Raw genomic sequence first — 24,576 nt, 5'->3', positions numbered from 1 at the left:
AAGCGATTTGAATTACCGACTATTGGTGATGCTGGGCGCCGGCGTCGTGGGGCTGTGCGGAACCGGCGCTCATGCGGTCGCCGGCACGGATGCCGCGGCGGACATCCGTTACGGCCCGGTCCCGGCATGGGCATCGCCGGTGCCCACGCCGACCGCAGGGCCTACCCCGCCCGACGCGCCGCTGCGCATCGCCTATCTCGACAATCAGGTGCGGGTGGTGCCGGCGGGCGAGGAAGTGTTCAGCGCCTATCGCCTGACCGTCCTGAAGCCCGATGCGCTGAGCGCCGGGAACGTCACCGTCACCTGGATGCCCTCCGCCGGGTCGGCGACGGTCCACTACCTGCGCCTGATCCGCGACGGGCAGGCAAGCGACGTGCTAGCCGGGACCAAATTCACGATTCTGCAGCGCGAGGCGGGGCTGGAGCAGTCTATGCTCGATGGCGAGCGCACCGCGACGCTGCAGGTGCCGGGCCTGCGCGTCGGCGATACGCTGGAATTCGCGGTCACCACGACCCGGCGCGAGCCGGCATTCGGTACCCATGTCGCGGGCATCGGCGCGCTGCCCGGTACGGGGATACCCGGCGCCTATCGCTACCGGCTGGTGTGGCCCGCGGCCAAGGCGCTGACGTGGCGGGCCAGCAGCGACTTGGCGCCGGGGAAGCCTACCCTGGCGAACGGCGAGAAGGCGGTGGCGTTCGAGCTGCGCGATCCGGCGGGCGCGCTGCCGACCGAGGGCGCGCCGGCACGCTACAATGTCCGCCGGCTGATCGAATATTCCGACTTCGCGCGCTGGAGCGACGTGTCGCGGCAGATGTGGCCGCTGTACGACCGCGCGGTGCAGGCGGCGGCGGGTGTGCCGCTGCGTGCCGAGGCGGCGAAGATCGCGGCGCTGTCGAGCGATCCCGCGGTGCGCGCGGCGGCGGCGCTGCGGCTGGTCCAGGACGATATCCGCTACGTCTATGTCGGGCTGGACGGCGGCAATTATCGCTCGGCGACCGTGGCAGAGACATGGCAGCGCCGGTTCGGCGACTGCAAGGCGAAAACGGTGCTGCTGCTGGCGCTGCTGCGCGAACTCGGCATCGCCGCGGAGCCGGTGCTGGTCAGCGCGACCGGCGGCGACGGCACCGATGCGCGGCTGCCGAGCCCGCGCATGTTCGACCATGTCCTGGTCCGCGCCCAGATCGCGGGCAAGACGCACTGGCTGGACGGCACGCGCGCCGGGGACCGGTATCTCGACACGCTGCCGCCGCCAGCGTTCCGCTGGGCGCTGCCGCTGTCGGCGGCGGGCGCGGAACTGGCCCCGGTCGCGGCGCGCGCGCCGGACGCGCCGTCGTTCGTCGGCGTGATCGACATCGATGCCCGCGCGGGGCTCGACAAGGATGCAAAGGTCACCGCCCGCAACATCCTGCGCGGGGACGAGGCCTATCAGATGCGCGCGCGGGTCGCGGCGATGGCGGCGGAGGACGCCGACCGGGCGATCAAGGCCTATTGGCGGCAGCAGATCGACTGGATGGAGCCGGACAAGGTCGGCTGGACCTATGACGAACGCCGCGCCGCCTTCGCCTTTACCGCGACCGGGACGGGCAAGCCCGGCTGGACCGGGACGGCTGCGGAGGGACGCAGCCTGACGCTGGTCGGCGCGGGCTTCTATGCGCCCGACCAGCTGCGCCGCCCGAAGGAGCAGGACCAGTCGGCGCCGTGGGCGATCGAATATCCGCGCTACCGCTGCTGGGCGACGACGGTGCGCCTGCCCGCGGACGATGCCAAATGGCGCTGGGCCTATTCGGCGAAGCCCGTCGACCGGCACCTGGGCGGCGTCGCCTATTGGCGGCAGGCGGGGCTGAACGGCGGGGTGATGCGATCGGTGATGAGCCGGCGCAGCTATGTGCCCGAGATTTCGCCCGCCGACGCCGCGACCCTCAATGGCCAGATCGCGAATTTCGACAACAACATGTCGAGCGTCTATCAGATCGCCGCGACCGCGGGAGCGAAGCCGTCCGCCGAGGCGCTGCCGTTCCGCGACGACGCCGACTTCGTGGTCAACCCGGCGCCGTGCCTGGAGGTTGGGCTGCGGGACGCGGGCGGTGGGCGGACAGTGGCCGACGTGCTCGTTCCCGTCGGGCGGGTGCGGTAACCGACGTGCGCGCTGCGGGCGGGCGGGCGAAGTAGCCGACGTGCGCACCGCGGGCGGGCGGGCGAAGTAGCCGACGTGCGCCTTGCGCTCGGCCCGCCTCCCACGGCATAGGCGACACACTCTCAATTATGTGGTGGTTGCCAGGATGTCCGCGCCTTTCCGTATCACGCTGCCCGACGGTTCGGTCCGGGAGGTAGCGCCGGGGACCACCCCGGCGGATATCGCCGCGGCGATCGGGCCTGGTCTTGCCAAGGCGGCGATCGCGGCGCGGGTCGATGGTGAGCTGCGCGACATCGGGCGCCCGTTCGAGGGCGACGCGCAGCTGGCGCTGGTGACGAGCCGCGACGAGGCCGACGCGCTGGAGCTTGCCCGCCACGACTTCGCGCATGTGCTGGCCGAGGCGGTGCAGCAGCTGTTTCCGGGCACGCAGATCACCTTCGGCCCGGCAACCGACGATGGCTTCTATTACGACTTCGCGCCGAAGGACCGCCCGTTCACCGAGGAGGATCTGCCCGCGATCGAAGCGGCGATGCGCGCGATCATCGCCCGCAACGAACCGTTCGTGCGCGAAGTGTGGACGCGCGAGCAGCTGATCGAGACGTGGCAGCGCCAGGGCGAGACGTTCAAGGCCGAATGGGCCGCCGAACTTCCCGATACCGAAGAACTGACGATCTATCGCCAGGGCCAGTGGCTCGACATGTGCCGTGGCCCCCACATGGCCTCGACCGGCAAACTCGACTCCGCCGCCTTCAAGCTGACCCGCGTGTCGGGCGCATACTGGCGCGGCGACCAGAACAACGCGATGCTCAGCCGCATCTATGGCACCGGCTGGCTGAACAAGAAGCAGCTCGACGCACACCTGACCATGCTGGAGGAAGCCGCCAAGCGCGACCACCGCAAGATCGGGCAGGAGATGGACCTGTTCCACCTCCAGGCCGAGGCGCATGGCAGCGTGTTCTGGCACCCCAACGGCTTCATCCTGTGGCGCCAGCTGGAGGCCTACATGCGCCGCCGCCTGGACGCCGCCGACTATGCCGAGGTGAAGACGCCGCAGCTAATGGACGCGCGCCAGTGGGAGCAATCGGGCCATTGGGGCAAGTACCGCGAGAACATGTTCGTGGTGCCCGACGAAGTGCCCAACATCGAGGATGAGGGCGCGGTGCTCTCCGGCACCGGCGACCTGATGGCGCTGAAACCCATGAACTGCCCGGCGCACGTTCTGATCTTCAAGCAGGGCATCAAGTCGTACCGCGACCTGCCGATCCGCATGGCCGAATTCGGCTGTTGCCACAGGAACGAGCCGCACGGCGCGCTGCATGGCATCATGCGCGTCCGCCAGTTCACGCAGGACGACGCGCATATCTTCGTGCGCGAGGATCAGGTGATCGAGGAGGTCCGCAAGTTCTGCGAGCTGCTCGACAGCGTCTATCGCGACCTGGGCTTCGTCGATTACGCGGTGAAGCTGGCGCTGCGCCCCGACAAGCGGTTCGGCGACGATGCGATGTGGGACAAGGCCGAGGCCGAGCTGCGCGAGGCGGTGCTGGCATCGTCGCTGGACGAGGGCATCAAGGCGAAGTTCGAGGAGCTGCCGGGCGAGGGCGCCTTCTACGCCCCGAAGCTCGAATTCCACCTGACCGACGCGATCGGGCGGACGTGGCAGGTTGGCACGATCCAGTCCGACCGCGTGCTGCCCGACCGGCTGGACGCGAGCTATGTGGGGGAGGACGGCAATCGCCACCGCCCGGTGATGCTCCACCGCGCGATCCTCGGCACCTTCGAACGCTTCATCGGCATCCTGATCGAGCATCACGCCGGGCGCTTCCCGATGTGGCTGGCGCCGGTGCAGGCAGTGGTCGCGACGATCGTCAGCGATGCGGACGACTATGCGCGCGAGGTCGCGGCACGCTTGCGCGCCGCCGGCATCCGCGTCGATACAGACCTGCGCAACGAGAAGATCAACTACAAGGTCCGCGAACACAGCCTTGCCAAGGTTCCGGCGCTGCTGGTCGTCGGCAAGCGCGAGGCGGAGGAGGGCAAGGTCGCCGTCCGTCGCCTCGGCAGCGACCGGCAGGAATTCGTCGCTCTTGACGAGATCGTGGCGCGGCTGGCCGGCGAGGCGACCCCGCCCGACCTTCGCTGAGCCGCACCTTTCGCATCCGCCCGCTTTTCCCTATATAGACCCCGTCATACCACCACAGGAGCACCAACTATCCGTCCGCCCATGATGCGCCGACCGATGCAGCCGGCAATGAACGGCCCCCGGTTCAACGAATTCATCCAGTCGCCCAAGGTCCGCGTGATCGATCACGAGGGCGAGAATCTGGGCGTGATGTACACGCGCGAGGCGATCGAGGCGGCGGCGGAGCTGGGCCTCGACCTGGTCGAGGTGTCGCCGAACGCCGACCCGCCCGTCGCGAAGTTCCTGGACGTCGGCAAGTTCAAGTACGAGGCGCAGAAGAAGGCGAACCTCGCTCGCAAGTCGCAGAAGACGCAGGAGATCAAGGAGATCAAGATGCGTCCGAACATCGACGACCATGATTACGACACCAAGATGAAGAAGGTCGTCGAATTCATCGGTGAGGGCGACAAGGTGAAGGTCACCATGCGCTTCCGCGGGCGCGAGCTTTCGCACGGCCAGCTCGGCATGGCGGTGCTCCAGCGCGTCGCCGAACAGGTCGCCGAAGTCGCCAAGGTCGAGGCCTATCCGCGCATGGAAGGCCGGCAGATGCTGATGGTGCTCGCCCCCAAATAACCTTTTCGAAGGTTCGGTACGCAAACGACCGTCCGTGGCGCCAGCCACGGGCGGTCGTTTGGCGTTGGGGGCGAGGGGCGGCAAGTGACTGATCTGCAATGCTATTGCCGCCCTGCGCGTGGCAGGGGTGCGCCACCCCTGTGACATTCCTGCATCGTCTGTGCGAAAAGAATGGTCTGCCCCAGTGCGCGGGCTGGAAAACGCCGCGCGATTTCGGCATTTCCGTACCCGATAATAAAAAACGATTTTCGAACAGAGAGGATTGCCGAACGATGCGTAAGCTCGCGCTGCTCATGACCGTCGCCACCGCCGCGATCGCGGCCCCGGCCTGGGCGCAGTCCACCGCTCCCGCGCCGCAGGATGCGACGACCGCCCCCGCCGAGGATCAGGCTCAGGATCAGGCCCCGGTCAGCGCCGGCGACATCGTCGTCACCGCCACCCGCCGCGCCGAGCGCCTGGCAGACGTGCCGGTCGCGGTGTCGGCGGTGTCGTCCGAGCAGCTGCAGCTGTCGGGCGCGACCGACATCCGCTCGCTCAACCAGCTCGCCCCGTCGCTGCTGGTGTCCTCGACCGGAACCGAAGCGAACGGCTCGGCGCGTATCCGCGGCATCGGCACGGTGGGTGACAACCCCGGCCTCGAAAGCTCGGTCGCGACGTTCATCGACGGCGTCTATCGCTCGCGCACCGGCGCCGGCCTCAACGAGCTCGGCGAAGTCGAGCGGGTCGAGGTGCTGCGCGGGCCGCAGGGCACGCTGTCGGGCCGCAACTCGTCGGCGGGCGCCATCAACATCATCACCAAGCAGCCGTCGTTCCGCGGGATCGAGGGCATGGCCGAGGGCAGCTACGGCAATTACAACGCCTATCGCTTCCAGGGCGCGATCAACGTGCCGCTGGGTGAGACGGTCGCGGCGCGCATCGACGGCATCTATTCGAAGCGCGACGGCTTCTACTATGATCCGCAGAACAACACCGACATCAACGATCGCGACCGGTATTTCGTGCGCGGCCAGCTGCGTTTCGAACCGACCAGCGACCTCAACATCCGCCTGATCGGTGACTATACCAAGCGCACCGAAAAGTGCTGCGCGGCAATCTACGTCGACCGCAGCGCCAACGAATATATCGGCAACCTCAACAACCCGGCGACGTCGCTGTCGCCGCTGTCGACCGACGGTAACAACATCGTCAACGTGCTGCGCGACCTGGGCCAGAACGTCACGCGCATCACCAATGCGGGCTACAACCGCACCGTGTCGGTGTCGCCGGGCCGCAGCTTTGCCGGTCGCACCGAGGATTGGGGCGTCTCGGGCCAGGTCGACTATAATTTCGGCGGCGCGTCGATCACGTCGATCACCGCCTACCGCGACTACAAGAGCGACCAGGGCTCCGACACCGACTATTCGAGCGTCGACATCCTGTACCGCGCCGCCAACGGCAACGCGTCGCGCCAGTTCAAGACGTTCAGCCAGGAACTGCGCCTGCAGGGCGAGGCGTTCAACGGCAAGCTCGACTGGCTGGTCGGCGGCTATTACGCGAACGAGGATCTGACGGTCGTCGACAATCTGCGCTTCGGCAACCAGTACGGCCGCTTCGCGACGTGCCGCCTGGTATCGGGCAGCACGCTGGCGGTGGGCTATTCGCCGACCGGCACCGGCTGTCTCGCCGCGCCGGTGCGCACCGCGATCGCCGCGGGCGTCTCCGCGCTCGGCGCCGCTGGCCCGACCGTGCTTGCCGCGATCGATCGCCTAGACGGCATCAACGACAAGGGCTCGACTGCGGATCGTTACCTGCAGAACAGCCGCAACTATGCGTTCTTCACGCACAACATCATCCATCTGGCCGACAGGCTCGATCTGACGCTGGGCCTGCGCTACACCAACGAGCGCAAGCGGCTGAACGCGACCTTCACCAACGACAACACCGCCTGCGTCGCCAACCAGGCCGCGTTGTCGGGCTTCCTGACCAACGCCGCGCTCGCCGCGACCGCGGGCGGCATCATCGGCCTGTCGTGCCAGGGCAACTCGACCTCCGAGCTGAACGGCGTCAGCATCGCCGACCAGCGCAACGAGGACGAATTCACCGGCACCGCGGTGCTTTCGTACAAGCCGACCGACGCGCTGCTGATCTACGGCTCCTACTCGCGCGGCTACAAGGCGGGCGGCTTCAACCTCGACCGCTCGGCGCTGAAGTCGCCGATCGCGTCGTTCGCCTCGGTCGGCGGAGCCCAGGCGCTCACCCGCAACCTTCAGTTCGATCCGGAGAAGGTGAACGCGTACGAAATCGGCGCGAAATACTCGCGTGGCCGGGCGACGATCACCGCCGCTGCGTTCCGCCAGGAGTTCCAGAACTTCCAGCTGAACACGTTCAACGGCACCGTCTTCCTCGTCGCCACGGTCAATTCGTGCAAGTCGCCCTTGGGCGGCGCGGATCGGGACACGAGCGCGGCGACCGGCGCCTGCTCCGGCGACACCAGCTACGGCGTCTTGTCGCAGGGCGTCGAGCTGGAAGCCTCGCTGCAGCCCACGCGCGACATCGCGTTCAACATGGGCATCACCTATGCGGACACGAAATATCGCAACGACCTGGTCGGCTCGGCGGCGGGCCTCGCGCTCGATCCCGCTCTCCGCGTCCTGCCGGGCAATCGCCTGTCGAACGCGCCGGAATGGGTCGCGACCTCGTCCTTCTCGTGGACGCCGCGCATCGGCAGCACCGGCCTGTCGGGCCTGCTCTACATCGACGGCCGCCTGAGCGACGACTACAACACCGGCTCCGACCTGTTCCCGCAGAAGGCGCAGGACAGCTTCTTCGTCGCCAACGCCCGCGTCGGCATCCGCGGACCGAACGAGAAGTGGGCGCTGGAATTCTGGGGCCAGAACATCTTCGACAAGGATTACGCCCAGGTCGCGTTTAACTCTCCGTTCCAGGCGGGCACGACCAGCGCGCCCTTCGTCGACCCGCAGTATCCGGGCGGTCGCCAGATCTTCTCGCAGTATCTGGCCGAGCCGCGCACCTACGGGGTGACCGGCCGCGTGCGGTTCTGATGCGCGCAGCCTCGCTCAGCAAAAGCTGAGCGAGGCCCCGCTACGTCGGGGGTTCCCGCTCGGGCAGTGGTGCGGCGCAACCGCTCCGTCTGACGCCGTGGCGGATGCACGAACAGTTCGAGCGGCCCGTCCTTGCGAGGACGGGCCGTTTGCCTTTGCTGGCTGATTGTCTGCTTTCGCCTCAGGTGCGGAATGTCGGCGGCGGAACAACGATCGCGTAATGGGCCATTGAATTCGGGAGCGGCACTGACATGGTAAGCGGCTAATCGGGAGGCTCTGATGGTTATACTCGCTGCTCTTTCTCTCGCAGCTATAACAACCTGCCGGACTGAAGATGCCCGATACGCCTTACGCCAGAAACCGGTCGTCACAGCGGCATTTCGTCCTGTTAAGAGCGGCCCTGATTGGCCCGCTGATATCGCACTAGGCATTCATTTCGGTGATACCGGCCGCACTTATTGGTGGCTTCCTTGGGGCGGCGGAACCAACGATAAGCAAAACCTCGCGTCGACGACTGACGTTACGCATCCGGACTGGCGGCCGCCATCACCAGACGGTGGACCGCGCCCCTTAGGAGATATGGAGTATATCGGTACCAACGCGAGCTATGATGTAATTAACGATATTCCTAGGCGTGGCGGCATAGCCCCAGCGCACATACTGTTAAGTTCTTTGGGCGACGCAGCATGGCATTGGAGCACAACTCAACGTGACAGCGCGCCTAAGCAATTTTTTGACCTCGTTGGTTGTATGTCCGCTCGCAAATCCGGTCCTCCGATGGCCGGTGTCGGTGCAGTTCGACGCTAACCTGCCTGTTCGCCCTCCACCCAACGGCAGACTACCTACTTACGCCTGGCAATATCGACGGTGGGCTCAATCGCAGCCGCTGCCATCGCTGCCACAATCGCCGCTATCCACGCTGCCGCTGTCCGACCAACCTGCAATGTCGGCCCCGCCGTCGCCGCCACCACTTTTCCGCGGCGACGACCTCCGGCTCGACGACGACAGCAGCAGCGCGAGCGACAGAGCTACGGCTATCAGCACGACGGGCAGAATCGCGCTCATTCCGCCGGCGGCTGCCACAGTTCGATCGCATTGCCCTCGGGATCGTCGATGCGCGCGAACTGGCCGGTGGTGGGGTCGTTCCACTCGGGCTTGGTGACGACGTCGATTCCGCCCGCGCGCAATCGGGCGATCAGCGCGTCGAGGTCGGTGACGCGCAGGTTGATCATGAAGGCCTTGTCGGCGGCGAAATAGTCGGTGTCGGCTTTGAACGGCGCGAACACCATCGGGCCGCCTGAAACCTGCCAATACCATTCGCTCGAGTCGCCGTCGCTGCTGGTGCCGCATCCGGCGCCGACGCCCAAATGATCGCGGTACCAGGCGTTCAGCGCGTCGGGATCCTGCGCGCGGAAGAACAATCCGCCCATTCCAACTACCGGCATGTCACCTCTCCCCTTCAGCCATCCCCGACGCGCTCACCGTCGCCGATCGCCGCCTCGGCAAGGCGTTTCTCGAGTCCCTTCAACCGTGCCGCGCCCTCGATCTTACCACCGATCAGGTCGGTGACGTAAAAGGTATCGACCGCGCGCTCGCCATAGGTGGCGACATGGGCGGAGCGGATCGTCACCTTCGACTGGAACAGCGCGTTGGCGAGGTGGTGGAGCAGCGCGGGGCGGTCGCGGGCGTTCACTTCGACCACCGTGAAGCGGTTCGATGCGGCATTGTCGATCAGCACGTTGGGCTGGACCTGGAACGCGTCGGCGCGGGGGCGGGAGGGGGCCTTGGCCTTCAGCCGGTCGCGCAGGCGCACGCGGTTGGCGAGCGCATCCTCGATCCCCTGACGGATGCGGGCAAGCTGGCCGGGGTCGCCGAACGGGCGCCCGAGCGGGTCCTGGACCAGGAAATTGTCGAGCGCCATGCCGTCCCGCGTCGTGTGGATGCGCGCGTCGATGATGTTGCCGCCCGCGGCATGGATCGCGCCGGCGATGCGGTAGAACAGGCCCGGATGATCGCTGGCATAGACGGTGACGAGCGTCGCGCCCTGCGCAGGATCGGGCACCGCCGCGATCGAGAGCGGCGCGGTGCCGGCGCCGTCGATCAGCCGCACGTTCGCCTCCAGCACGTCGGCGGGTTCGGCCACCCAATAGCTTTCGGGCAGGCGGCGGCGTAGCGTCGCCATCCGTGCGGCGTCCCAGCCGAGCGCCGTGGCGAGATCCTCCTGCTTGGCGGCGACGCGCTCCTGCCGCCCGCGCTGCTTGTGGCCGAGGCGCAGCACTTCCTCCGCCCCCTCGAACAGATTGCCGAGCAGCTGGCGCTTCCACCCGTTCCAGACGCCGGGGCCGACCGCGCGGATATCGACGACGGTCAGCACCAGCAACATCATCAGCCGCTGCGGCGACTGCACCGCCTGTGCGAAATCGAGGATCGTCTTGAAGTCGGAGAGGTCGCGCTTGAACGCGGTCGCCGACATCAACAGGTGCCATCGGACCAGCCACGCCACCGTCTCTGTTTCCGCCGGGGTCAGGCCGAAGCGCGGGCAGAGCCGCTCGGCGACTTCGGCTCCCAGCACCGAATGGTCGCCGCCACGCCCCTTGGCGATGTCGTGCAGCAGCACCGCGACGTACAGCGCGCGCCTGGCCACAATCTGGTCGAAGATGCCGGTCGAGAGCGGGTGGTCGTCCTTCAGCTCGCCACGCTCGATCTTCGACACCAGCCCGATCGCGCGGATGGTGTGCTCGTCCACCGTATAGTGATGGTACATGTCGAACTGCATCTGCGCGACGACGCGGCCGAAGTCGGGGACGAAGCGGCCGAACACCCCGGCCTCGTTCATCCAGCGCAGCACCATCTCGGGATCGTTGCGGCCGCTGAGCAGGTCGAGGAACAGGGCGTTGGCGCGCGGGTCGTTTCGAACGCCGTCGACCAGCCGTGCGTCGCGCGACGCGGCGCGCATGGCGAGCGGGTGGACCTCCAGCCCATGTCCTTCGGCGAGCGCGAACATCTCGACCAGGCGGACGGGATCGCTGCGAAAGAAATCGTCGTCGGGAAGCGCCAGGCGCCCGCGATCAAGCACGAAGCCGTGCAGTTTCGTCGGGCGGCGGCGGATCGTCGGCAGGCCGAAGCGCCGTCCGCGTGCGGCGAATTTCTCGTCGAGATGGGCGAGGAAGACGCCGGTCAGGTCGCCCACCGCCTTTGCCTGCAGGAAGTAGAGCTGCATGAACCGCTCGACCTTAGACTTGCCCGGGCGGTCGGTGAAGCGCATCCGCTCGGCGATCTCGCGCTGGACGTCGAAGGTGAGGCGATCCTCGGGCCGCCCGACGATCAGGTGGAGGTGGCAGCGCACCGCCCACAGGAAATTGTCGGCGCGGTGGAAGCGGCGATATTCCTCGCGGGTGAACAGCCCGGCATCGACCAGCTCGGCGGCGCGCTGGACGTCATAAGCGTATTTGCCGATCCAGAAGAGCGTGTGGAGGTCGCGCAGGCCGCCCTTGCCCTCCTTCACATTGGGTTCGACGACGTAGCGGCTGTCGCCCATCTTGCGGTGCCGGACGTCGCGTTCGGCGAGCTTCTCGGCGATGAAAACGCGGGCGGTGTCGTGCTGGACCTCGGCCTTCCAGCGGCGCGCGGCCTCCTCGTAAAGGTCGGTGTCGCCCCAGACGTAGCGCGCCTCGAGCAGGGCGGTGCGGATCGTCACGTCGCTTTTCGCTTGGCGTACCATCTCGTCCAGCGAGCGCGAGGAATGGCCGATCTTCAGCCCCATGTCCCAGAGGGCATAGAGCATCGATTCGATGACCTGCTCGCTCCACCCGGTCTGTTTGGAGGGCGTCAGGAAGCCGATGTCGATGTCCGAATGCGGCGCCATCTCGCCGCGGCCATAGCCGCCGACCGCGATCAGCGTCATGCGCTCGGCGGCGGTGGGGTTGGGGTTGCGGTACAGCCGCTCGGTCGTGAAGTCCCACAGCAGGCGCAGGATCTGGTCGACCAGATAGGCACCGGCATTTGCCGCCTCCAGCCCGTGGGAGGGATGGGCGGCAAGCCGCGCGGCGATCTCGGCGCGACCGGCGTCTAGCGCGGATTTGAGGATGGCGGTGCCCGCGCGCCGCAGCGCCGCGGGGTCGCTGCCCGTGAGCGCTCCCAGAGCCTCGGCGACCGAACGCCGGTCGATCAGCGCGCGGCGGTTGGGGACGTGGTCGAAACGGGACATGGAGAAGCCCTACCCGATCCTCCCCGGTACGGGGAGGGGGACCGCCGCGAAGCGGTGGTGGAGGGGGCGTGCCGCACACGGCTCGTCCGGTGGAGAGCCCCCTCCGTCAGCGCTCGCGCGCTGCCACCTCCCGGTGCCGGGGAGGAATTATGGGGCCTTGGCCACGCCGACCAGCGCCGGGCGAAGCAGGCGGTCCTTCAGCATGTAGCCGCCCTGAATCTCCTGGACGACGGTGCCGGCCTCGGCGTCGGCGGAGGGCACTTCGAACATCGCCTGATGGCGATTGGGGTCGAGGCGCTCGCCGATCGCGGTGATCTTCGTGATGCCGTTGCGCGCGAACACCGCTTCCAGCTCGCGACCGGTCGCTTCCAGGCCGGTGACCAGCCCTTTGAGCTTCTCGTCGCCGCGCATCTCCTCCGGAATGGCGGCGAGCCCGCGCGAGAGGTTGTCGGCGACCGACAGCAGGTCGCGGGCGAAGCCGGTGACGGCATAGGCGCGCGAATCCGCGGCTTCCTTCTCGGCGCGGCGCAGCATGTTCTGCGCGTCGGCGCGGGCGTAGAGGGTTGCTGCCTTCGCCTCGGCCAGCTCGGCCTCCAGCGCGGCGACGCGGTCGTTCGAGGCGACTTCGGGAGCAGCCTCGGCGGTTTCCTCGCGCAGGTCGGTGGCGTCCACGGTCAGGCCGTCGTCGGGGGTCTGATTGGTATCGGTCATGGGATCCGTATCTAGAAAGATTGGCGCCGCTACGCCAGCAGTCGCGCGAGCGTGGCGGCCGTGAAATCCACCATGGGCACGACCCGCGCATAGTTCAACCGCGTCGGGCCGATCACGCCGACGACGCCGACCACTCGCCCGTCGAGCGCGCGCACCGGCTGGGCGATCACCGACGAGCCGGAGAGCGCGAACAGCTTGTTTTCCGAGCCGATGAAGATGCGCGCGGCGTCGCCCTGGCGCGCCGAATCGAGCAGGCGGGCGATTTCCTCCTTGCCCTCCAGTTCGTCGAGCAGGCCGCGGATGCGGTCGAGGTCGGCGGTCGCCTGCGGTTCAATCAGATTGGCCTGGCCTCGCACGATCAGCACGGGGCGGTGGCCGCCGTCCTCGCTCCAGACCGCAAGCCCGCGCTCGACGAGGGTGCGGCTGGCGCGGTCCAGGGCGGCGCGTTCGTCGGCGATCTCGCGGGTGATGCGCGTCCGCGCTTCGCTGAGCGTGGCGCCGGCGAGCATCGCGGTCAGGTAATTGGCGGCGGTGGTGAGCGCCGCGGGGTCCATGCCGGGTGGCAGATCGACGACGCGGTTCTCGACCGATCCGTCCTCCCCCACCAGCACCGCGAGCGCGCGATTGTTGCCGAGCGGCACGAAGCCGAACTGCCGCAACCGCGGCTCGCGCTTGGGCACCAGCACCAGCCCGGCGCACGACGACAGGCCGGAGAGGGCAGCGGTGGTCGCGGCGATCGCTTCCTCGACGGGCCCGCGCTGCGCCGCCCCCGCGCCGATCGCGGCGCGCTCCTGCTCGGAGGGGGCAACCGCGTGCATCATCCCGTCGACGAACAGGCGCAGGCCGGTCTCGGTCGGCATCCGCCCCGCTGAAGTATGCGGTGCGGCCAGCAGCCCGGCTTCCTCCAGATCCTGCATGACGGTGCGGATCGAGGCGGGGGAGAGGTTGAGCCCCGAAACCTGCGCGATCGTGCGCGATCCGACGGGGACGCCCGAATCGAGAAAACTCTCGACCACGATGCGGAACACGTCTCGCGCGCGGTCGGTCAGCTCGGGGATCGTCGGGGTCATGCCGCTGATCTAGGATGCCGGGCGCGTGGGCGAAAGGCGTGGCCGGATCATGCCGGGACACTGGCGCGTCGGGCGCCACGCGTCTAGGGCGCGGGGCTTGATCAGGAGACACCCATGCGACCATCCGGCCGTGCGCCCGACGAAATGCGCGTCATCACCATCGAACCCAATTTCACGCGCCATGCCGAGGGGTCGGTGCTGATCGGCTTCGGCGACACCAAGGTGCTGGTGACGGCGTCGATCGAGGAGAAGGTGCCGCCCTTCCTGCGCGGCAAGGGCGAGGGCTGGGTGACCGCCGAATACGGCATGCTGCCCCGCGCGACCCATACCCGCGGCAGCCGCGAGGCGGCGAAGGGCAAGCAATCGGGGCGGACGCAGGAAATCCAGCGGCTGATCGGACGCTCTTTGCGCGCGATCACCGACCTGAAGGCGCTGGGCGAGCGCCAGATCGTCATCGACTGCGACGTGATCCAGGCCGATGGCGGCACCCGCACCGCGTCGATTTCCGGCGCGTGGGTCGCGCTGCGCATGGCGGTCGACAAGCTGATGGCCGACGGCAAGCTGACCGCCGACCCGATCCGGCAGAAGGTCGCCGCGATCAGCTGTGGCATCTACAACGGCACGCCGGTCCTCGACCTCGACTATCCCGAGGATTCGAACGCCGAGGCCGATGCGAATTTCGTGCTGACCGGCGACGGCAAGCTCGCCGAAGTGCAGGCGACCGCCGAGGGCGCGACGTTCGACGAGGAGGAATTGCTGCGGCTGCTGCGCCTGGCACGGATCGGCTGTTCGCAGATTTTCGCGGCACAAGACAAGGCGACCGGGCGGTGAGCGGGGAGGGCCGCGATCCGCAGTCGATCCGCAAGCTCGCTCCCGGCAAGCTCGTGATCGCCAGCCACAACCCCGGCAAGGTCCGCGAAATTCGCGCGCTGCTCGAACCGCACGGGATGCAGGTGGTGTCGGCCGCCGAACTCGACCTGCCCGAGCCCGAGGAAACCGGCACGACCTTCGTCGCCAATGCCGAACTGAAGGCGTTGCAGGCCGCCGACCTGTCGGGCCTGCCCGCGCTCGCCGACGACAGCGGGCTGTGCGTCGATGCGCTGGGCGGCGATCCGGGCATCTTCTCGGCGCGCTGGGCGGGCGAAGCCAAGGATTTCGACCTGGCGATGCGGCTGGTCAACGAACAGCTGGAGGCGAAGGGGCCGGACACGCCACGCGACGCGCATTTCGTCTGCGCGCTGGCACTCGCCTGGCCCGACGGGCATGTCGAATGGTTCGAGGGGCGGGTCGAGGGCACGCTCGTCTGGCCTCCGCGGGGCGCCTACGGTTTCGGCTATGACGCGATGTTCGTACGCGACGGCGACGAGCAGAGCTTCGGCGAGATCGACCCGGACGCCAAGCACGCGATCAGCCACCGCGCCGACGCCTTCGCGCAGCTGGTGACCGCAGTCTTCTGAACGTCCAGAAAAAATGCCGTCCGCGCGCTGGGTGGAGCACGGACGGCAGGGGAGGGAACTCAGTCGGCGGCGCGCGATGCCTCGGTACGCGCGGCCTTTGCGGTCGCGATCTGGGCGGGCGTGCAGCGCACGATCGGCGCGCTCTGCGCGATCTTGCCGGCAGGCGTGTGGACCTGCTGGACATGGCAACCGGCGTCGATCGCGGCGCGGAGGTTCGGGAAGTGCTGCGCATGGTCGCGGGCAGCCGCGGGGACTGCGAGCACGGCGACGGCGGACGCAGCGAGGATCAGGGGCAGGCGCATGGTGGAGCTTTCATGGGGATGCCCACGATCTAGCGATGCCGTCTTGCTCGCGATCGCCGCGGCGGTGACGAAACATTGCTGCGGCGTTGACGCGCGCCGGTGCGCCCCATACCTCCCGGACACGCCATCATGACCGCACCGACCATCCTCCTCGTCGAAGACGATCCGCCGCTCCGCACGCTGACCGCGCGCGCGCTCCAGGAAAACGGCTATGTCGTCCGCCCGGCAGGGTCGGCGCCCGAAATGTGGCTGGCGTTCGAACAGGGGCCGGTCGACCTGGTGCTGCTCGACATCATGCTGCCCGGCACCAGCGGCATCGACCTGTGCCGCGCGATCCGCCGCGACAGCGACGTGCCGATCATCTTCATCTCCGCCAAGGGCAGCGAGACCGACCGCGTGATCGGGCTGGAGCTGGGCGCCGACGATTACCTGCCCAAGCCGTTCGGCACGCGCGAGCTGGTCGCGCGCGTCCGCGCGGTGCTGCGCCGCCACGGCAGCGAGGGCGATACCGCCAAGCGCGAGAAGGGTGAACTGAGCTTCGACGGCTGGACCGTCCACCTGCCGCGCCGCGAGCTGCATTCGCCGACCGGTGCGATCGTCGACCTGACCGGGGCCGAATTCGACCTGCTGGTGGCGCTGTGCGAAAACGGCCAGCGCGTGATCGCACGCGAGCGGCTGATCGAATTGTCGCGCACGCGCCTGGGCGACAGCTCCGACCGCAGCGTCGACGTGCTCATCAGCCGGCTGCGCAAGAAATTGTCGAGCGCCGGCAAGCCCGCGCCGATCATCACCGTGCGCGGCGTCGGCTATATGCTGAACGTGCCGGTCGAGCGCCGTTGAGGCTGCTGCGGCGCCTGACCGTCGGGATCATCGGCCGCATCTTCGCGATCCTGCTGCTGGCACTGCTGGTCGAATTCGGCGCAACGACGTTCCTGTACGAGCGCGCCAGCCATTTCTCGGTCCGCGACGACGAGGCCAATCGCCTGGCCGAACACCTCGTCATCTCGCGCCGGCTGGTCGCCGAACAGCCGGTGCAGCGCCGCGGCGCGATGGCCGAGGAACTGACGACCACCCGCTATCTGGTCCGCTGGCAGCCGAGCCGCCCCGAACCGCCGCGGGTCGCGCCGCGGCTTGACGAGATGCAGGTGCAGATCCTCGACTGGGAGCCGTCGCTCGCCGCGCACGGGCTGTGGCTGCGGCTGACGTCGCCCGGCCGGAACGGCTTCATCGCCGGCGGTGTCGCGCTCGACGACGGCAGCTGGCTCTATTTCCGCACATTGGAGCCATTGCGCGCGCTCGATCTGGCGATCGGGCGGTTGCTGCTGTCGCTGACCCCGGCGATCGCGCTGATCGTGATCGGCGGCGTGATGGTCAGTCACGTCCTGCGCCCGATGCGGCGGCTGGCGCGGGTCGCCGACCGGGTCGGGCACGGCGCGGTCGAGACCGTGCCCGAAACCGGCCCGGGCGAGGTCCGCCGCGTGATCGCCGCGTTCAACGCGATGCAGGACCGTATCCACCGCCTGATCGCCGATCGCACAGAGGCGCTGGCCGCGGTCGGCCATGACTTCCGCACGCCGCTCGCGCGCCTGCGGCTGCGTGCCGATTCGGTCGACGACGACGAGGTGCGCGACGCCATCCAGCGCGACGTCGCCGAGATGGACGACATGGTCGCCTCGCTGCTCGCCTACCTCGGTGGCGATGGCGACAGCGAGACCCCGGCGCGCACCGACCTAGCGGTGATGTGCGAGACGATCGCCAGCGACGCCGCCGACAACGGGCGCGATGCGATCTATAGCGGGCCGGATCACTGCGAGATGGTCGTCCGCGTCTCCGGCCTGAAACGCGCGATCGTCAACCTGGTCGAAAACGCGCTGCATTACGGCGGCAACGCCCGGCTGATCCTCGAACCGCGCGACGCCGCCGTCGCGATCCGGGTCGAGGACGACGGCCCCGGCATCCCCGACGACGACGCGCAGGCGGTGCTGCAGCCGTTCGTCCGGCTCGACAACGCCCGCACCCGCGACACCTCGGGCTTCGGCCTGGGCCTGCCGATCGTGGCGCGCGCGGTGGATGCAGAGGGCGGCACGCTGACGCTCGCCAACCGCGCGGACGGCGGCCTCTCCGCCGAGATCGTGCTGCCGCGCCCCTGACCTGGGCAATATTTCGCTACACGACTGACATTTCGCCGCACGATCCACCGTATAGTCAGACCGCTCGGGCCCGGACGGCTTCCCACTCCCCCTCCCCGCGGGGGTCGCCGGGCCCGAAGCCGGTGGAACTTCGGGCCGTAACCCGCGATAGGGCTGGGCTTATGAAGATTTCCATCGCCGCCGCCGCCGCCGTCATGGCGACCACCCTCATCGCCATGCCGGCGGCGGCGCAGGATACCGACCCGCCCAAGGCGATCACCGTCACCGGCGATGCCGCGATCGCATCCGACTATCGCTTCCGCGGCGTGTCGCGAAGCGACGAGGATGTCGCGGTGCAGGGCGGCGTCACCGTTGCCCACGAAAGCGGTTTCTATGCCGGCGCCTGGGCATCGACGCTGCGCGGCTGGGGCGCGTCGGGCGGCGCCGACCTGGAGCTCGACCTGATCGGCGGCTATCGGTTCAATGTGACCGAGGGCGGGACGCTCGACGTCGGCGCGACCTGGTACCTCTATCCCGGCGGCGCGGGGAACAGCGACGTGATCGAGCCCTATGCGAAGCTGTCGGGCACGATCGGGCCGCTGACGGCGTTGGCCGGGGTCGCCTACGCCCCCAAGCAGCAGGCGCTCGCCAATGTGTCCGGGACCGGCGGTAGCCGCAGCCGGTCCGAGGACAATCTGTACCTGTGGGGCGATTTCTCCGCCGGTATCCCGCGCACCCCGGTCACTGCCCGCGCGCACATCGGCTATTCGGACGGCAATCCCGGGCTGGGCCCGAACGGGGCGAGCATGGCACCGACCGGGCGCTATTGGGACTGGTCGCTGGGCGCGGACTATGCGCTGGGCGCGGTGACGCTGGGCGCGGCCTATGTCGATACCGACATCACGCGGGCCGAGAGCGCGTATCTGCTGCCCAACTTCGCCTCGCGGAAGGATGGCGGGTCGATCGCGGGGCCACAGGTCGTGTTTTCGGTGCGGGCGGCGTTCTAGGGATATTGTCCCGTGCTCCCGCCTGCGCGGGAGCACAGGGGTCAGCCACTCACCTCATCATCGCGGTACTTGATCTGCAGGAACCGCTCGCGCGTCGCGAACTGGTCGAGATCGCCTTGCGCCAGGCTCGTCGTCATCTCGCCGATCTCGGTCTCGATCAATTTCAGCCCGTCGACCAGCTGCTCGTCTGGAGTGCGGCCGTTGCGGGGGACGCGACGGAGCGGCTCGGGGACGCGCGCGTAGCCCTTCACCAGTTCGGGCAGCTGCTCGCCGATCAGCTTGCGCACCTCGACCGCAACCGGCGCGCCGTCGTCGAGCGCGGTCAGCTGTGGGGCGAGCGTATCCAGCCGCACGCCGATCGCATCGACCAGCGTCTGCGCCGGCGCGGGTAGGGCGGGGCGCTGGCGGTCGAGCCACGCCTCGGTCTGTAAGGGCAGCGCGCGCAGCGGCACGCTCGGCAGCGTCTCGGCGCGAACCTCGGGCGTCACCGGCGCCATCGCCAGCACGACCGTCGCGGCGATCAGCAGCGCCATCACCGCCAGCGCGCCGAACATGCCGAGCGGGATAAACCAGCCGATCACCACAGCCGCCACGATGATCGTCGCATCGACGATCGCGATGCGCGCGATGCGGCGCGTGACCTCAGCCTCGCGACGCTTGCGCGAGCGGGTCGAGGCACCGCGGGAGTTCGACCGGGTACGGTCGATCAGTTCGGACGCACGCGCGATCTGGTCGTCGACTTCGGACACGCCTCTTACAGCGATTCGAGCTTGAAGGTGTCGGCGGACGGCCCGGAAACCCGGGCCTGCGCCTGGCCCTCGGCCCGCGCGATATAGCCCTTCGACTTCTCGACCTCGGTCGACAGCGTCGTCACCGTCGTCTTCATGCTGTCGAGCGCCTTCAGCTTGAATACGTCGATCGCGTCCATCGTGTCGTAGATGTTCTGGAACGCGCGCTGCAGCGTCTCGATCGGAATGGTGGAGGCCGCGGCCTGCTCGTGGATCGTCGCGGTCTGCGACTTCAGCAACTTGCCGGTCGAATCGATGATGTTGGCGGTCGTCGTGTTGAGCGCGGTGATCTGCTCCAGCACCAGCCGCTGGTTGGTCAGCGCCTGCGCAACGGTGACCGCGGTACGCAGCGCGCCGACGGTCGTGGTGCTGGCGCGGTCGACGCCCTTTACCAGCTCGACATTGTTCTTCTTGACCAGATCGAGCGCGAGATAGCCCTGCACCGTCACCGCCATCTGGGTCAGCAGATCCTGCGTGCGCTGGCGGGTATAGAACAGCGCGGTCTCGCGGATCGCCTTCGCCTTGGCGGGGTCGGTGTGGTCGAGGTCGTTGGCCTTGTCCTCCAGCGCGGTGTCCATCGCCTTCGACAGATGGATCATCTGTTCCAGCCGACCCATCGAGTTCCACAGATTCTGCCGCTCGACGTCGATCGCGGCATTGTCCATCAACAGCTCGTCCTTGCCGCTGGCGAGGCTCTTCAGGATCGTAGAGATGTGCGTCTGCGACGATTTATAGCCGTCGAAATAATTGCGCATCTTGTTGCCGAACGGGATGATCCCGAACAGCTTCTTCGACGTGGTCAGGCTCCCCTGCTTGCCGGGGTCGAGATCCTCGATCACGCGGCGCAGTTGCGCCAGGTCGGCGCCGACGCCCGATTCCTGGTCCATCGCGCGGATCGGGCGGTCGAGGAAGCGGTTCGACTGGCCGGCCGCCTCGCGGATTTCCTTGGCACCCATGCCGGTGATGGCATCGACTCGCTTGCCGAATTCGGGCGAGTTCACGTCCTGCGCGACCAGGTCGGTGACGAAGCTCTCGACGCGCTCCTCCAGCTTCGACTTGGTGCCCGGATCGATCGATACCAGCCCGGCGGCCTTCTCGGCCTGCACCGTCGGCACCGGATCGGGCGGGGTCAGCGTCAGTTCCTTTTCGGCCGTCAGCGTCTCGGTCGGGGTCGTCGCCATTCCTGTCCTCCGTCGCGTCGTGCCAGCGCCGATCCATGACGCCGTTGGTCCGCGCGTTCAAGTGTATCATATAGGCAATACACGGGGTGCGGCAAGCGGGCCTCTTCCCGCAACGCAACATTTGCGCTAGGGGCCGCGCAACTCCATCGCTCCTACATCGAGAATATTCCCATGAGCCTCCGCAACGTGGCGATCATCGCCCACGTCGATCACGGCAAGACCACGCTTGTCGACCAGCTGTTCCGCCAGTCGGGCACCTTCCGCGACAACCAGCGCGTCGAGGAGCGCGCGATGGATTCGAACGACTTGGAAAAGGAGCGCGGGATCACCATCCTCGCCAAGCCCACGTCGATCGAGTGGGAGGGCACGCGGATCAACATCGTCGACACGCCGGGCCACGCCGATTTCGGCGGCGAGGTGGAGCGCATCCTGTCGATGGTCGACGGCGTCGTCCTGCTGGTCGATTCGTCCGAAGGCGCGATGCCGCAGACGAAGTTCGTGACCGGCAAGGCGCTGGCGCTGGGCCTGCGCCCGATCGTCGTCGTGAACAAGGTCGATCGCCCGGACGAGCGCATCCAGGAAGTGCTGGATGAGGTGTTCGACCTGTTCGTGTCGCTGGATGCGACCGACGAGCAGCTTGATTTCCCGGTCCTCTACGCGTCGGGCCGCAACGGCTACGCCAGCGAGGATCCGTCGCGCCGCGAGGGCACGCTGACGCCGCTGTTCCAGAAGATCGTCGATCACGTGCCGCCGCCCGCGCTCGATCAGGATGCGCCGTTCAGCTTCCTCGTGACGCTGCTCGACCGCGACAACTTCCTCGGCCGCGTGCTGACGGGCCGCGTCCAGTCGGGCGTGGTCAAGGTCAACCAGCCGATCCACGCGCTCGACATGGACGGCAAGGTGATCGAGACCGGTCGCGCGTCGAAGCTGATGAGCTTCCGCGGGCTGGAGCGCGTTCCCGTCGAGGAAGCGCGCGCGGGCGACATCATCTCGCTCGCGGGTCTCAGCGTCGCGACCGTGTCGAACACGATCTGCGATATCGCCGTAACCGAGGCGATTCAGGCGCAGCCGATCGATCCGCCGACGCTGTCGATGCGCTTTGCGGTCAATGATTCGCCGATGGCGGGGCGTGAGGGATCGAAGGTCACGTCGCGGATGATCCGCGACCGGCTGGAGCGCGAGGCGGAATCGAACGTCGCGATCAAGGTGACCGAGAGCGCCGACAAGGACAGCTTCGAAGTCGCCGGCCGCGGCGAGCTTCAGCTCGGCGTGCTGATTGAGACGATGCGCCGCGAGGGCTTCGAACTCGGCATCAGCCGCCCGCGCGTGCTGTTCCGTGAGGACGAGAGCGGCAAGAAGACCGAGCCCTACGAAACCGTCGTCATCGACGTGGACGACGAGCATTCGGGCACGGTCGTCGACAAGATGAACCAGCGCAAGGGCGAGATGACCGACATGCGTCCGTCGGGTGGCGGCAAGACGCGCATCACCTTCTCGGCCCCGTCGCGCGGCCTGATCGGTTATCACGGCGAATTCCTGTCCGACACGCGCGGCACCGGCATCATGAACCGGCTGTTCGAGAAATACGGCCCCCACAAGGGCCAGATCGAGGGGCGCAAGAACGGCGTGCTGATCTCGAACGGTTCGGGCGAGGCGCAGTCCTATGCGCTGGGGCCGCTCGAGGACCGCGGCATCCTGTTCGTCGGCCACGGCGAGGCGCTGTACGAGGGCATGATCATCGGTGAGAACGCCAAGACGGAAGACCTTGAGGTCAACCCGATGAAGGCGAAGCAGCTGACGAACTTCCGTGCCAGCGGCGGCAAGGACGACGCCGTCCGCCTGACCCCGCCCAAGAAGATGACGCTGGAGCAGGCCATCGCCTATGTCGACGACGACGAGATGGTCGAGGTGACCCCGACCAAAATCCGCCTGCGCAAGCGCCACCTCGACCCGCATGAGCGGAAGAAGGCGAGCCGCGCGAAGCAGGCGGCCTGACCGTACACAACAAGGGCCGGCAATCGCCGGCCCTTTTCTTTTCCGGCGATGTTACCGCACGGCGACCGCGGGAGCCTGGGTCACGCGCCAGACGACGTTGGCCAGATCGTCCGCCACCAGCAGCGAGCGGGTGCGCGGGTCGAAGACGACGCCGACCGGGCGACCCCGCGTCTTGCCGTCCGATCCCATGAAGCCGGTGACGAAATCGCGTGGCGGGCCCGCGGGGCGACCGCCCGCGAACGGCACGAACGTGACCTTGTAGCCGGCGGGATCCTGGCGGTTCCAGCTGCCATGTTCGCCGACGAAGGCGCCGTTGCTCAGCGCGCCGCCGAAGCCGCCGGCCTGTGCGAACGACAGGCCGAGGGCCGCGACATGGCTGCCCAGCGCATAATCGGGCGCGATCGCTTTCCTGACCATGTCCGGACGCTGCGGATGGACGCGCGGATCGACGTTCGCGCCGTAATAGCTGTACGGCCAGCCGTAGAAGGCGCCGGGCCGGATCTGCGTCAGGTAATCGGGCACCAGCCGCGGGCCCAGCTCGTCGCGTTCGTTGACCACGGCGAACAGCGCGTTGGTCTGCGGATTGATGGCCAGCGCGGTCGGGTTGCGGATGCCCGACACCAGGGTGCGATGCGCGCCCGTCGCGCGATCGATCTCCCAGATGACGGCGCGGTCCTGCTCGACCTCCAGGCCGCGTTCGCCGATGTTGCTGTTCGATCCGATGCCGACATACAGCTTCGTGCCGTCCGCGCTGGCTGCCAGCGATTTCGTCCAGTGATGGTTGATCCGCGACGGCAGTTCGGTGACACGCTCACCCGGCACGGTGATGCTTGTCACCCCGTCGGTGTAGGGAAAGCGCAGCAGCGCGTCCTGGTTGGCGACGTACAGGCTACCGGCCACCAGCGCCAGGCCGTAGGGCGCGTTGAGGCCGGAGACGAAAACGCTGCGCGTTTCGTACTGCCCGTCGCCGTTGGCGTCGCGCAGCAGAGTGATGCGGTCGCCGCCCTTCACGCTGGTCGTGCCCTTCGCCTTGATGAAGCCGGCGATTACGTCCTTAGGCCGGACCTTGGGCGCACTGCCGCCCTTGCCCTCGGCGACCAGGATGTCGCCGTTCGGCAGCACCAGCATCTGGCGCGGCACCTTCAGGTCGCTGGCGATCGCGGTGATCGCAAAGCCCGCCGGCACGGTCGGCTTGGCGCCGTCCCAGCTGGTCGGATCGGCGATCTTCATCGGCGGGATCAGCGTCTGGTCCTGCGCGGGCAGCTGCGGGTTGGCGCCGGTCTGAACGACGTCCTTCGGCTGGCCACCGCAGGCGGCGAGGGTGAGCGCAAGGGCGGCGCCGGCGATCAGGCGGGTCATCGTGCGGCCTCCACGGCGGTAACGGGGGAATAGGCGATCCAGCCGGCAACCAGCGCCAGCGCGGCGCACAGGATCGACAGGATCAGCCCCGGCGCCCCGACCGAGCTCCAGGCGTCCTGGCTGTGCTTGAAGGCGTTGACGAGGCCGAGCACCCACATCACCGCGACGAGCACGAGGTACAGCCGCGCCGGCCCGCGGTTGCCCGCGCGGATGAGGTCGATCAGCGCCCACAGCACCACCGGCCCGCCAAACACCAGCGCAAAGGTGATGAGCCAGGCCGAGAAGTTCGACCACTGCATCTCCGCGCTGTTGAGATAGGTGACGTCGGACAGCACGGCGCCGGTGAACAGCGCGATCGGAAAGGCGAGCAGGATCGCGTGCAACGGATGCAGCGCGGGCCGGGACGGTGTGCGGGTAAGGGACATCGGAATCTCCACGACCCG

The 24,576-nt window shown here is 68.0% G+C and carries 20 protein-coding genes; 10 read left to right on the top strand and 10 right to left on the bottom strand.

The window, feature by feature from the left end; genetic code table 11:
• Positions 1–28: 28 nt before the first annotated feature.
• The 4 genes from M9980_RS08830 to M9980_RS08815 all read left to right on the top strand — a co-directional run bounded on the left by M9980_RS08830 (position 29) and on the right by M9980_RS08815 (position 7,927).
• The gene (locus M9980_RS08830) at positions 29–2,134 is read left to right on the top strand and encodes a DUF3857 domain-containing protein (protein WP_250754856.1); all 2,106 of its coding nucleotides are present in this window, start codon (positions 29–31) and stop codon (positions 2,132–2,134) included.
• Positions 2,135–2,279: 145 nt separating this feature from the next.
• A complete protein-coding gene (thrS, locus tag M9980_RS08825) occupies positions 2,280–4,274 on the top strand; it encodes a threonine--tRNA ligase (RefSeq protein ID WP_250749422.1) in 1,995 nt (664 codons plus the stop codon).
• Positions 4,275–4,355: 81 nt separating this feature from the next.
• Entirely contained in the window at positions 4,356–4,886 is a 531-nt protein-coding gene (gene infC, locus M9980_RS08820; protein ID WP_250749419.1) for a translation initiation factor IF-3, read from the top strand.
• 272 nt (positions 4,887–5,158) lie between these two features.
• Entirely contained in the window at positions 5,159–7,927 is a 2,769-nt protein-coding gene (locus tag M9980_RS08815; RefSeq protein ID WP_250749416.1) for a TonB-dependent receptor, read from the top strand.
• Between the two features lie 873 nt (positions 7,928–8,800).
• Here M9980_RS08815 and M9980_RS08810 read toward each other — a convergent pair.
• From M9980_RS08810 to hrcA, 5 genes are all read right to left on the bottom strand, one after another.
• Positions 8,801–8,992 (bottom strand): hypothetical protein, encoded by a 192-nt coding sequence (locus tag M9980_RS08810; RefSeq protein ID WP_250749413.1) that lies wholly within the window; start codon positions 8,990–8,992, stop codon positions 8,801–8,803.
• Positions 8,989–9,372 carry a VOC family protein gene (locus M9980_RS08805; protein ID WP_250749410.1) on the bottom strand — a complete coding sequence of 128 codons (384 nt, stop codon included), beginning with the start codon at positions 9,370–9,372 and terminating at the stop codon, positions 8,989–8,991. The genes M9980_RS08810 and M9980_RS08805 overlap by 4 nt, the downstream gene beginning before the upstream one ends.
• A gap of 14 nt (positions 9,373–9,386) precedes the next feature.
• Positions 9,387–12,134, bottom strand: a complete 2,748-nt coding sequence (locus M9980_RS08800; RefSeq protein ID WP_250749407.1) for a [protein-PII] uridylyltransferase — start codon at positions 12,132–12,134, stop codon at positions 9,387–9,389.
• 147 nt (positions 12,135–12,281) lie between these two features.
• Complete coding sequence (gene grpE, locus M9980_RS08795) at positions 12,282–12,845, bottom strand: nucleotide exchange factor GrpE (protein WP_250749404.1); 564 nt, start codon at positions 12,843–12,845, stop codon at positions 12,282–12,284.
• Positions 12,846–12,874: 29 nt separating this feature from the next.
• Complete coding sequence (gene hrcA, locus M9980_RS08790) at positions 12,875–13,915, bottom strand: heat-inducible transcriptional repressor HrcA (RefSeq protein ID WP_250749401.1); 1,041 nt, start codon at positions 13,913–13,915, stop codon at positions 12,875–12,877.
• A gap of 114 nt (positions 13,916–14,029) precedes the next feature.
• Between hrcA and rph the strand changes: the two genes are divergently transcribed.
• Both rph and rdgB read left to right on the top strand, forming a co-directional pair.
• Positions 14,030–14,746 (top strand): ribonuclease PH, encoded by a 717-nt coding sequence (rph, locus tag M9980_RS08785; RefSeq protein WP_250749398.1) that lies wholly within the window; start codon positions 14,030–14,032, stop codon positions 14,744–14,746.
• Positions 14,743–15,372, top strand: coding sequence for an RdgB/HAM1 family non-canonical purine NTP pyrophosphatase (gene rdgB, locus M9980_RS08780; protein ID WP_250749395.1), 630 nt, complete (start codon positions 14,743–14,745; stop codon positions 15,370–15,372). The genes rph and rdgB overlap by 4 nt, the downstream gene beginning before the upstream one ends.
• 59 nt (positions 15,373–15,431) lie before the next feature.
• On the opposite strand, the gene M9980_RS08775 is transcribed toward rdgB, so the two are convergent.
• Positions 15,432–15,674, bottom strand: coding sequence for a hypothetical protein (locus M9980_RS08775; protein ID WP_250749392.1), 243 nt, complete (start codon positions 15,672–15,674; stop codon positions 15,432–15,434).
• Between the two features lie 129 nt (positions 15,675–15,803).
• Between M9980_RS08775 and M9980_RS08770 the strand changes: the two genes are divergently transcribed.
• The 3 genes from M9980_RS08770 to M9980_RS08760 all read left to right on the top strand — a co-directional run bounded on the left by M9980_RS08770 (position 15,804) and on the right by M9980_RS08760 (position 18,810).
• Entirely contained in the window at positions 15,804–16,514 is a 711-nt protein-coding gene (locus tag M9980_RS08770; protein ID WP_250749390.1) for a response regulator transcription factor, read from the top strand.
• Complete coding sequence (locus M9980_RS08765) at positions 16,511–17,824, top strand: ATP-binding protein (RefSeq protein ID WP_250749387.1); 1,314 nt, start codon at positions 16,511–16,513, stop codon at positions 17,822–17,824. The genes M9980_RS08770 and M9980_RS08765 overlap by 4 nt, the downstream gene beginning before the upstream one ends.
• Positions 17,825–17,985: 161 nt before the next feature.
• Positions 17,986–18,810 (top strand): TorF family putative porin, encoded by an 825-nt coding sequence (locus M9980_RS08760; protein WP_250749384.1) that lies wholly within the window; start codon positions 17,986–17,988, stop codon positions 18,808–18,810.
• 41 nt (positions 18,811–18,851) lie between these two features.
• Here M9980_RS08760 and M9980_RS08755 read toward each other — a convergent pair whose 3' ends face one another.
• On the bottom strand, positions 18,852–19,559 hold the full coding sequence (locus tag M9980_RS08755) for a hypothetical protein (RefSeq protein WP_250749381.1): 708 nt from the start codon (positions 19,557–19,559) through the stop codon (positions 18,852–18,854).
• A 5-nt stretch (positions 19,560–19,564) separates the two neighbouring features.
• Positions 19,565–20,779: a toxic anion resistance protein gene (locus M9980_RS08750; protein ID WP_250749378.1), complete on the bottom strand. Its 1,215-nt coding sequence runs from the start codon at positions 20,777–20,779 to the stop codon at positions 19,565–19,567.
• 171 nt (positions 20,780–20,950) lie between these two features.
• Here M9980_RS08750 and typA point away from each other — a divergent pair, with 171 nt between their 5' ends.
• Positions 20,951–22,774 carry a translational GTPase TypA gene (typA, locus tag M9980_RS08745; protein WP_250749375.1) on the top strand — a complete coding sequence of 608 codons (1,824 nt, stop codon included), beginning with the start codon at positions 20,951–20,953 and terminating at the stop codon, positions 22,772–22,774.
• Between the two features lie 51 nt (positions 22,775–22,825).
• Here the strand turns inward: typA and M9980_RS08740 are convergent, their stop codons facing one another.
• Positions 22,826–24,133 (bottom strand): PQQ-dependent sugar dehydrogenase, encoded by a 1,308-nt coding sequence (locus tag M9980_RS08740; protein WP_250749372.1) that lies wholly within the window; start codon positions 24,131–24,133, stop codon positions 22,826–22,828.
• On the bottom strand, positions 24,130–24,558 hold the full coding sequence (locus M9980_RS08735; RefSeq protein WP_250749369.1) for a DUF2231 domain-containing protein: 429 nt from the start codon (positions 24,556–24,558) through the stop codon (positions 24,130–24,132). The genes M9980_RS08740 and M9980_RS08735 overlap by 4 nt, the downstream gene beginning before the upstream one ends.
• Positions 24,559–24,576 lie beyond the last annotated feature (18 nt).

Origin of the sequence: Sphingomonas donggukensis (genome assembly GCF_023674425.1) — a bacterium.
GTDB classification, from domain to species: Bacteria; Pseudomonadota; Alphaproteobacteria; order Sphingomonadales; family Sphingomonadaceae; genus Sphingomonas; species Sphingomonas donggukensis.
The sequence above is the reverse complement of the archived record's forward strand: the minus strand, read 5'-3'. Positions and strand labels throughout refer to the sequence as shown.

Excerpts from the sequence above, each read along its gene's own strand:
- rph (WP_250749398.1), top strand. The coding sequence starts at position 14,030 with ATGCGACCATCCGGCCGTGCGCCCGACGAAATGCGCGTCATCACCATC.
- M9980_RS08770 (WP_250749390.1), top strand. The coding sequence starts at position 15,804 with ATGACCGCACCGACCATCCTCCTCGTCGAAGACGATCCGCCGCTCCGC.
- M9980_RS08735 (WP_250749369.1), bottom strand. The coding sequence starts at position 24,558 with ATGTCCCTTACCCGCACACCGTCCCGGCCCGCGCTGCATCCGTTGCAC.
- M9980_RS08810 (WP_250749413.1), bottom strand. The coding sequence starts at position 8,992 with ATGAGCGCGATTCTGCCCGTCGTGCTGATAGCCGTAGCTCTGTCGCTC.
- thrS (WP_250749422.1), top strand. The coding sequence starts at position 2,280 with ATGTCCGCGCCTTTCCGTATCACGCTGCCCGACGGTTCGGTCCGGGAG.
- M9980_RS08740 (WP_250749372.1), bottom strand. The coding sequence starts at position 24,133 with ATGACCCGCCTGATCGCCGGCGCCGCCCTTGCGCTCACCCTCGCCGCC.
- typA (WP_250749375.1), top strand. The coding sequence starts at position 20,951 with ATGAGCCTCCGCAACGTGGCGATCATCGCCCACGTCGATCACGGCAAG.
- M9980_RS08830 (WP_250754856.1), top strand. The coding sequence starts at position 29 with ATGCTGGGCGCCGGCGTCGTGGGGCTGTGCGGAACCGGCGCTCATGCG.
- hrcA (WP_250749401.1), bottom strand. The coding sequence starts at position 13,915 with ATGACCCCGACGATCCCCGAGCTGACCGACCGCGCGCGAGACGTGTTC.
- M9980_RS08815 (WP_250749416.1), top strand. The coding sequence starts at position 5,159 with ATGCGTAAGCTCGCGCTGCTCATGACCGTCGCCACCGCCGCGATCGCG.
- M9980_RS08750 (WP_250749378.1), bottom strand. The coding sequence starts at position 20,779 with ATGGCGACGACCCCGACCGAGACGCTGACGGCCGAAAAGGAACTGACG.
- M9980_RS08760 (WP_250749384.1), top strand. The coding sequence starts at position 17,986 with ATGAAGATTTCCATCGCCGCCGCCGCCGCCGTCATGGCGACCACCCTC.
- M9980_RS08800 (WP_250749407.1), bottom strand. The coding sequence starts at position 12,134 with ATGTCCCGTTTCGACCACGTCCCCAACCGCCGCGCGCTGATCGACCGG.
- M9980_RS08805 (WP_250749410.1), bottom strand. The coding sequence starts at position 9,372 with ATGCCGGTAGTTGGAATGGGCGGATTGTTCTTCCGCGCGCAGGATCCC.
- grpE (WP_250749404.1), bottom strand. The coding sequence starts at position 12,845 with ATGACCGATACCAATCAGACCCCCGACGACGGCCTGACCGTGGACGCC.
- infC (WP_250749419.1), top strand. The coding sequence starts at position 4,356 with ATGATGCGCCGACCGATGCAGCCGGCAATGAACGGCCCCCGGTTCAAC.
- M9980_RS08775 (WP_250749392.1), bottom strand. The coding sequence starts at position 15,674 with ATGCGCCTGCCCCTGATCCTCGCTGCGTCCGCCGTCGCCGTGCTCGCA.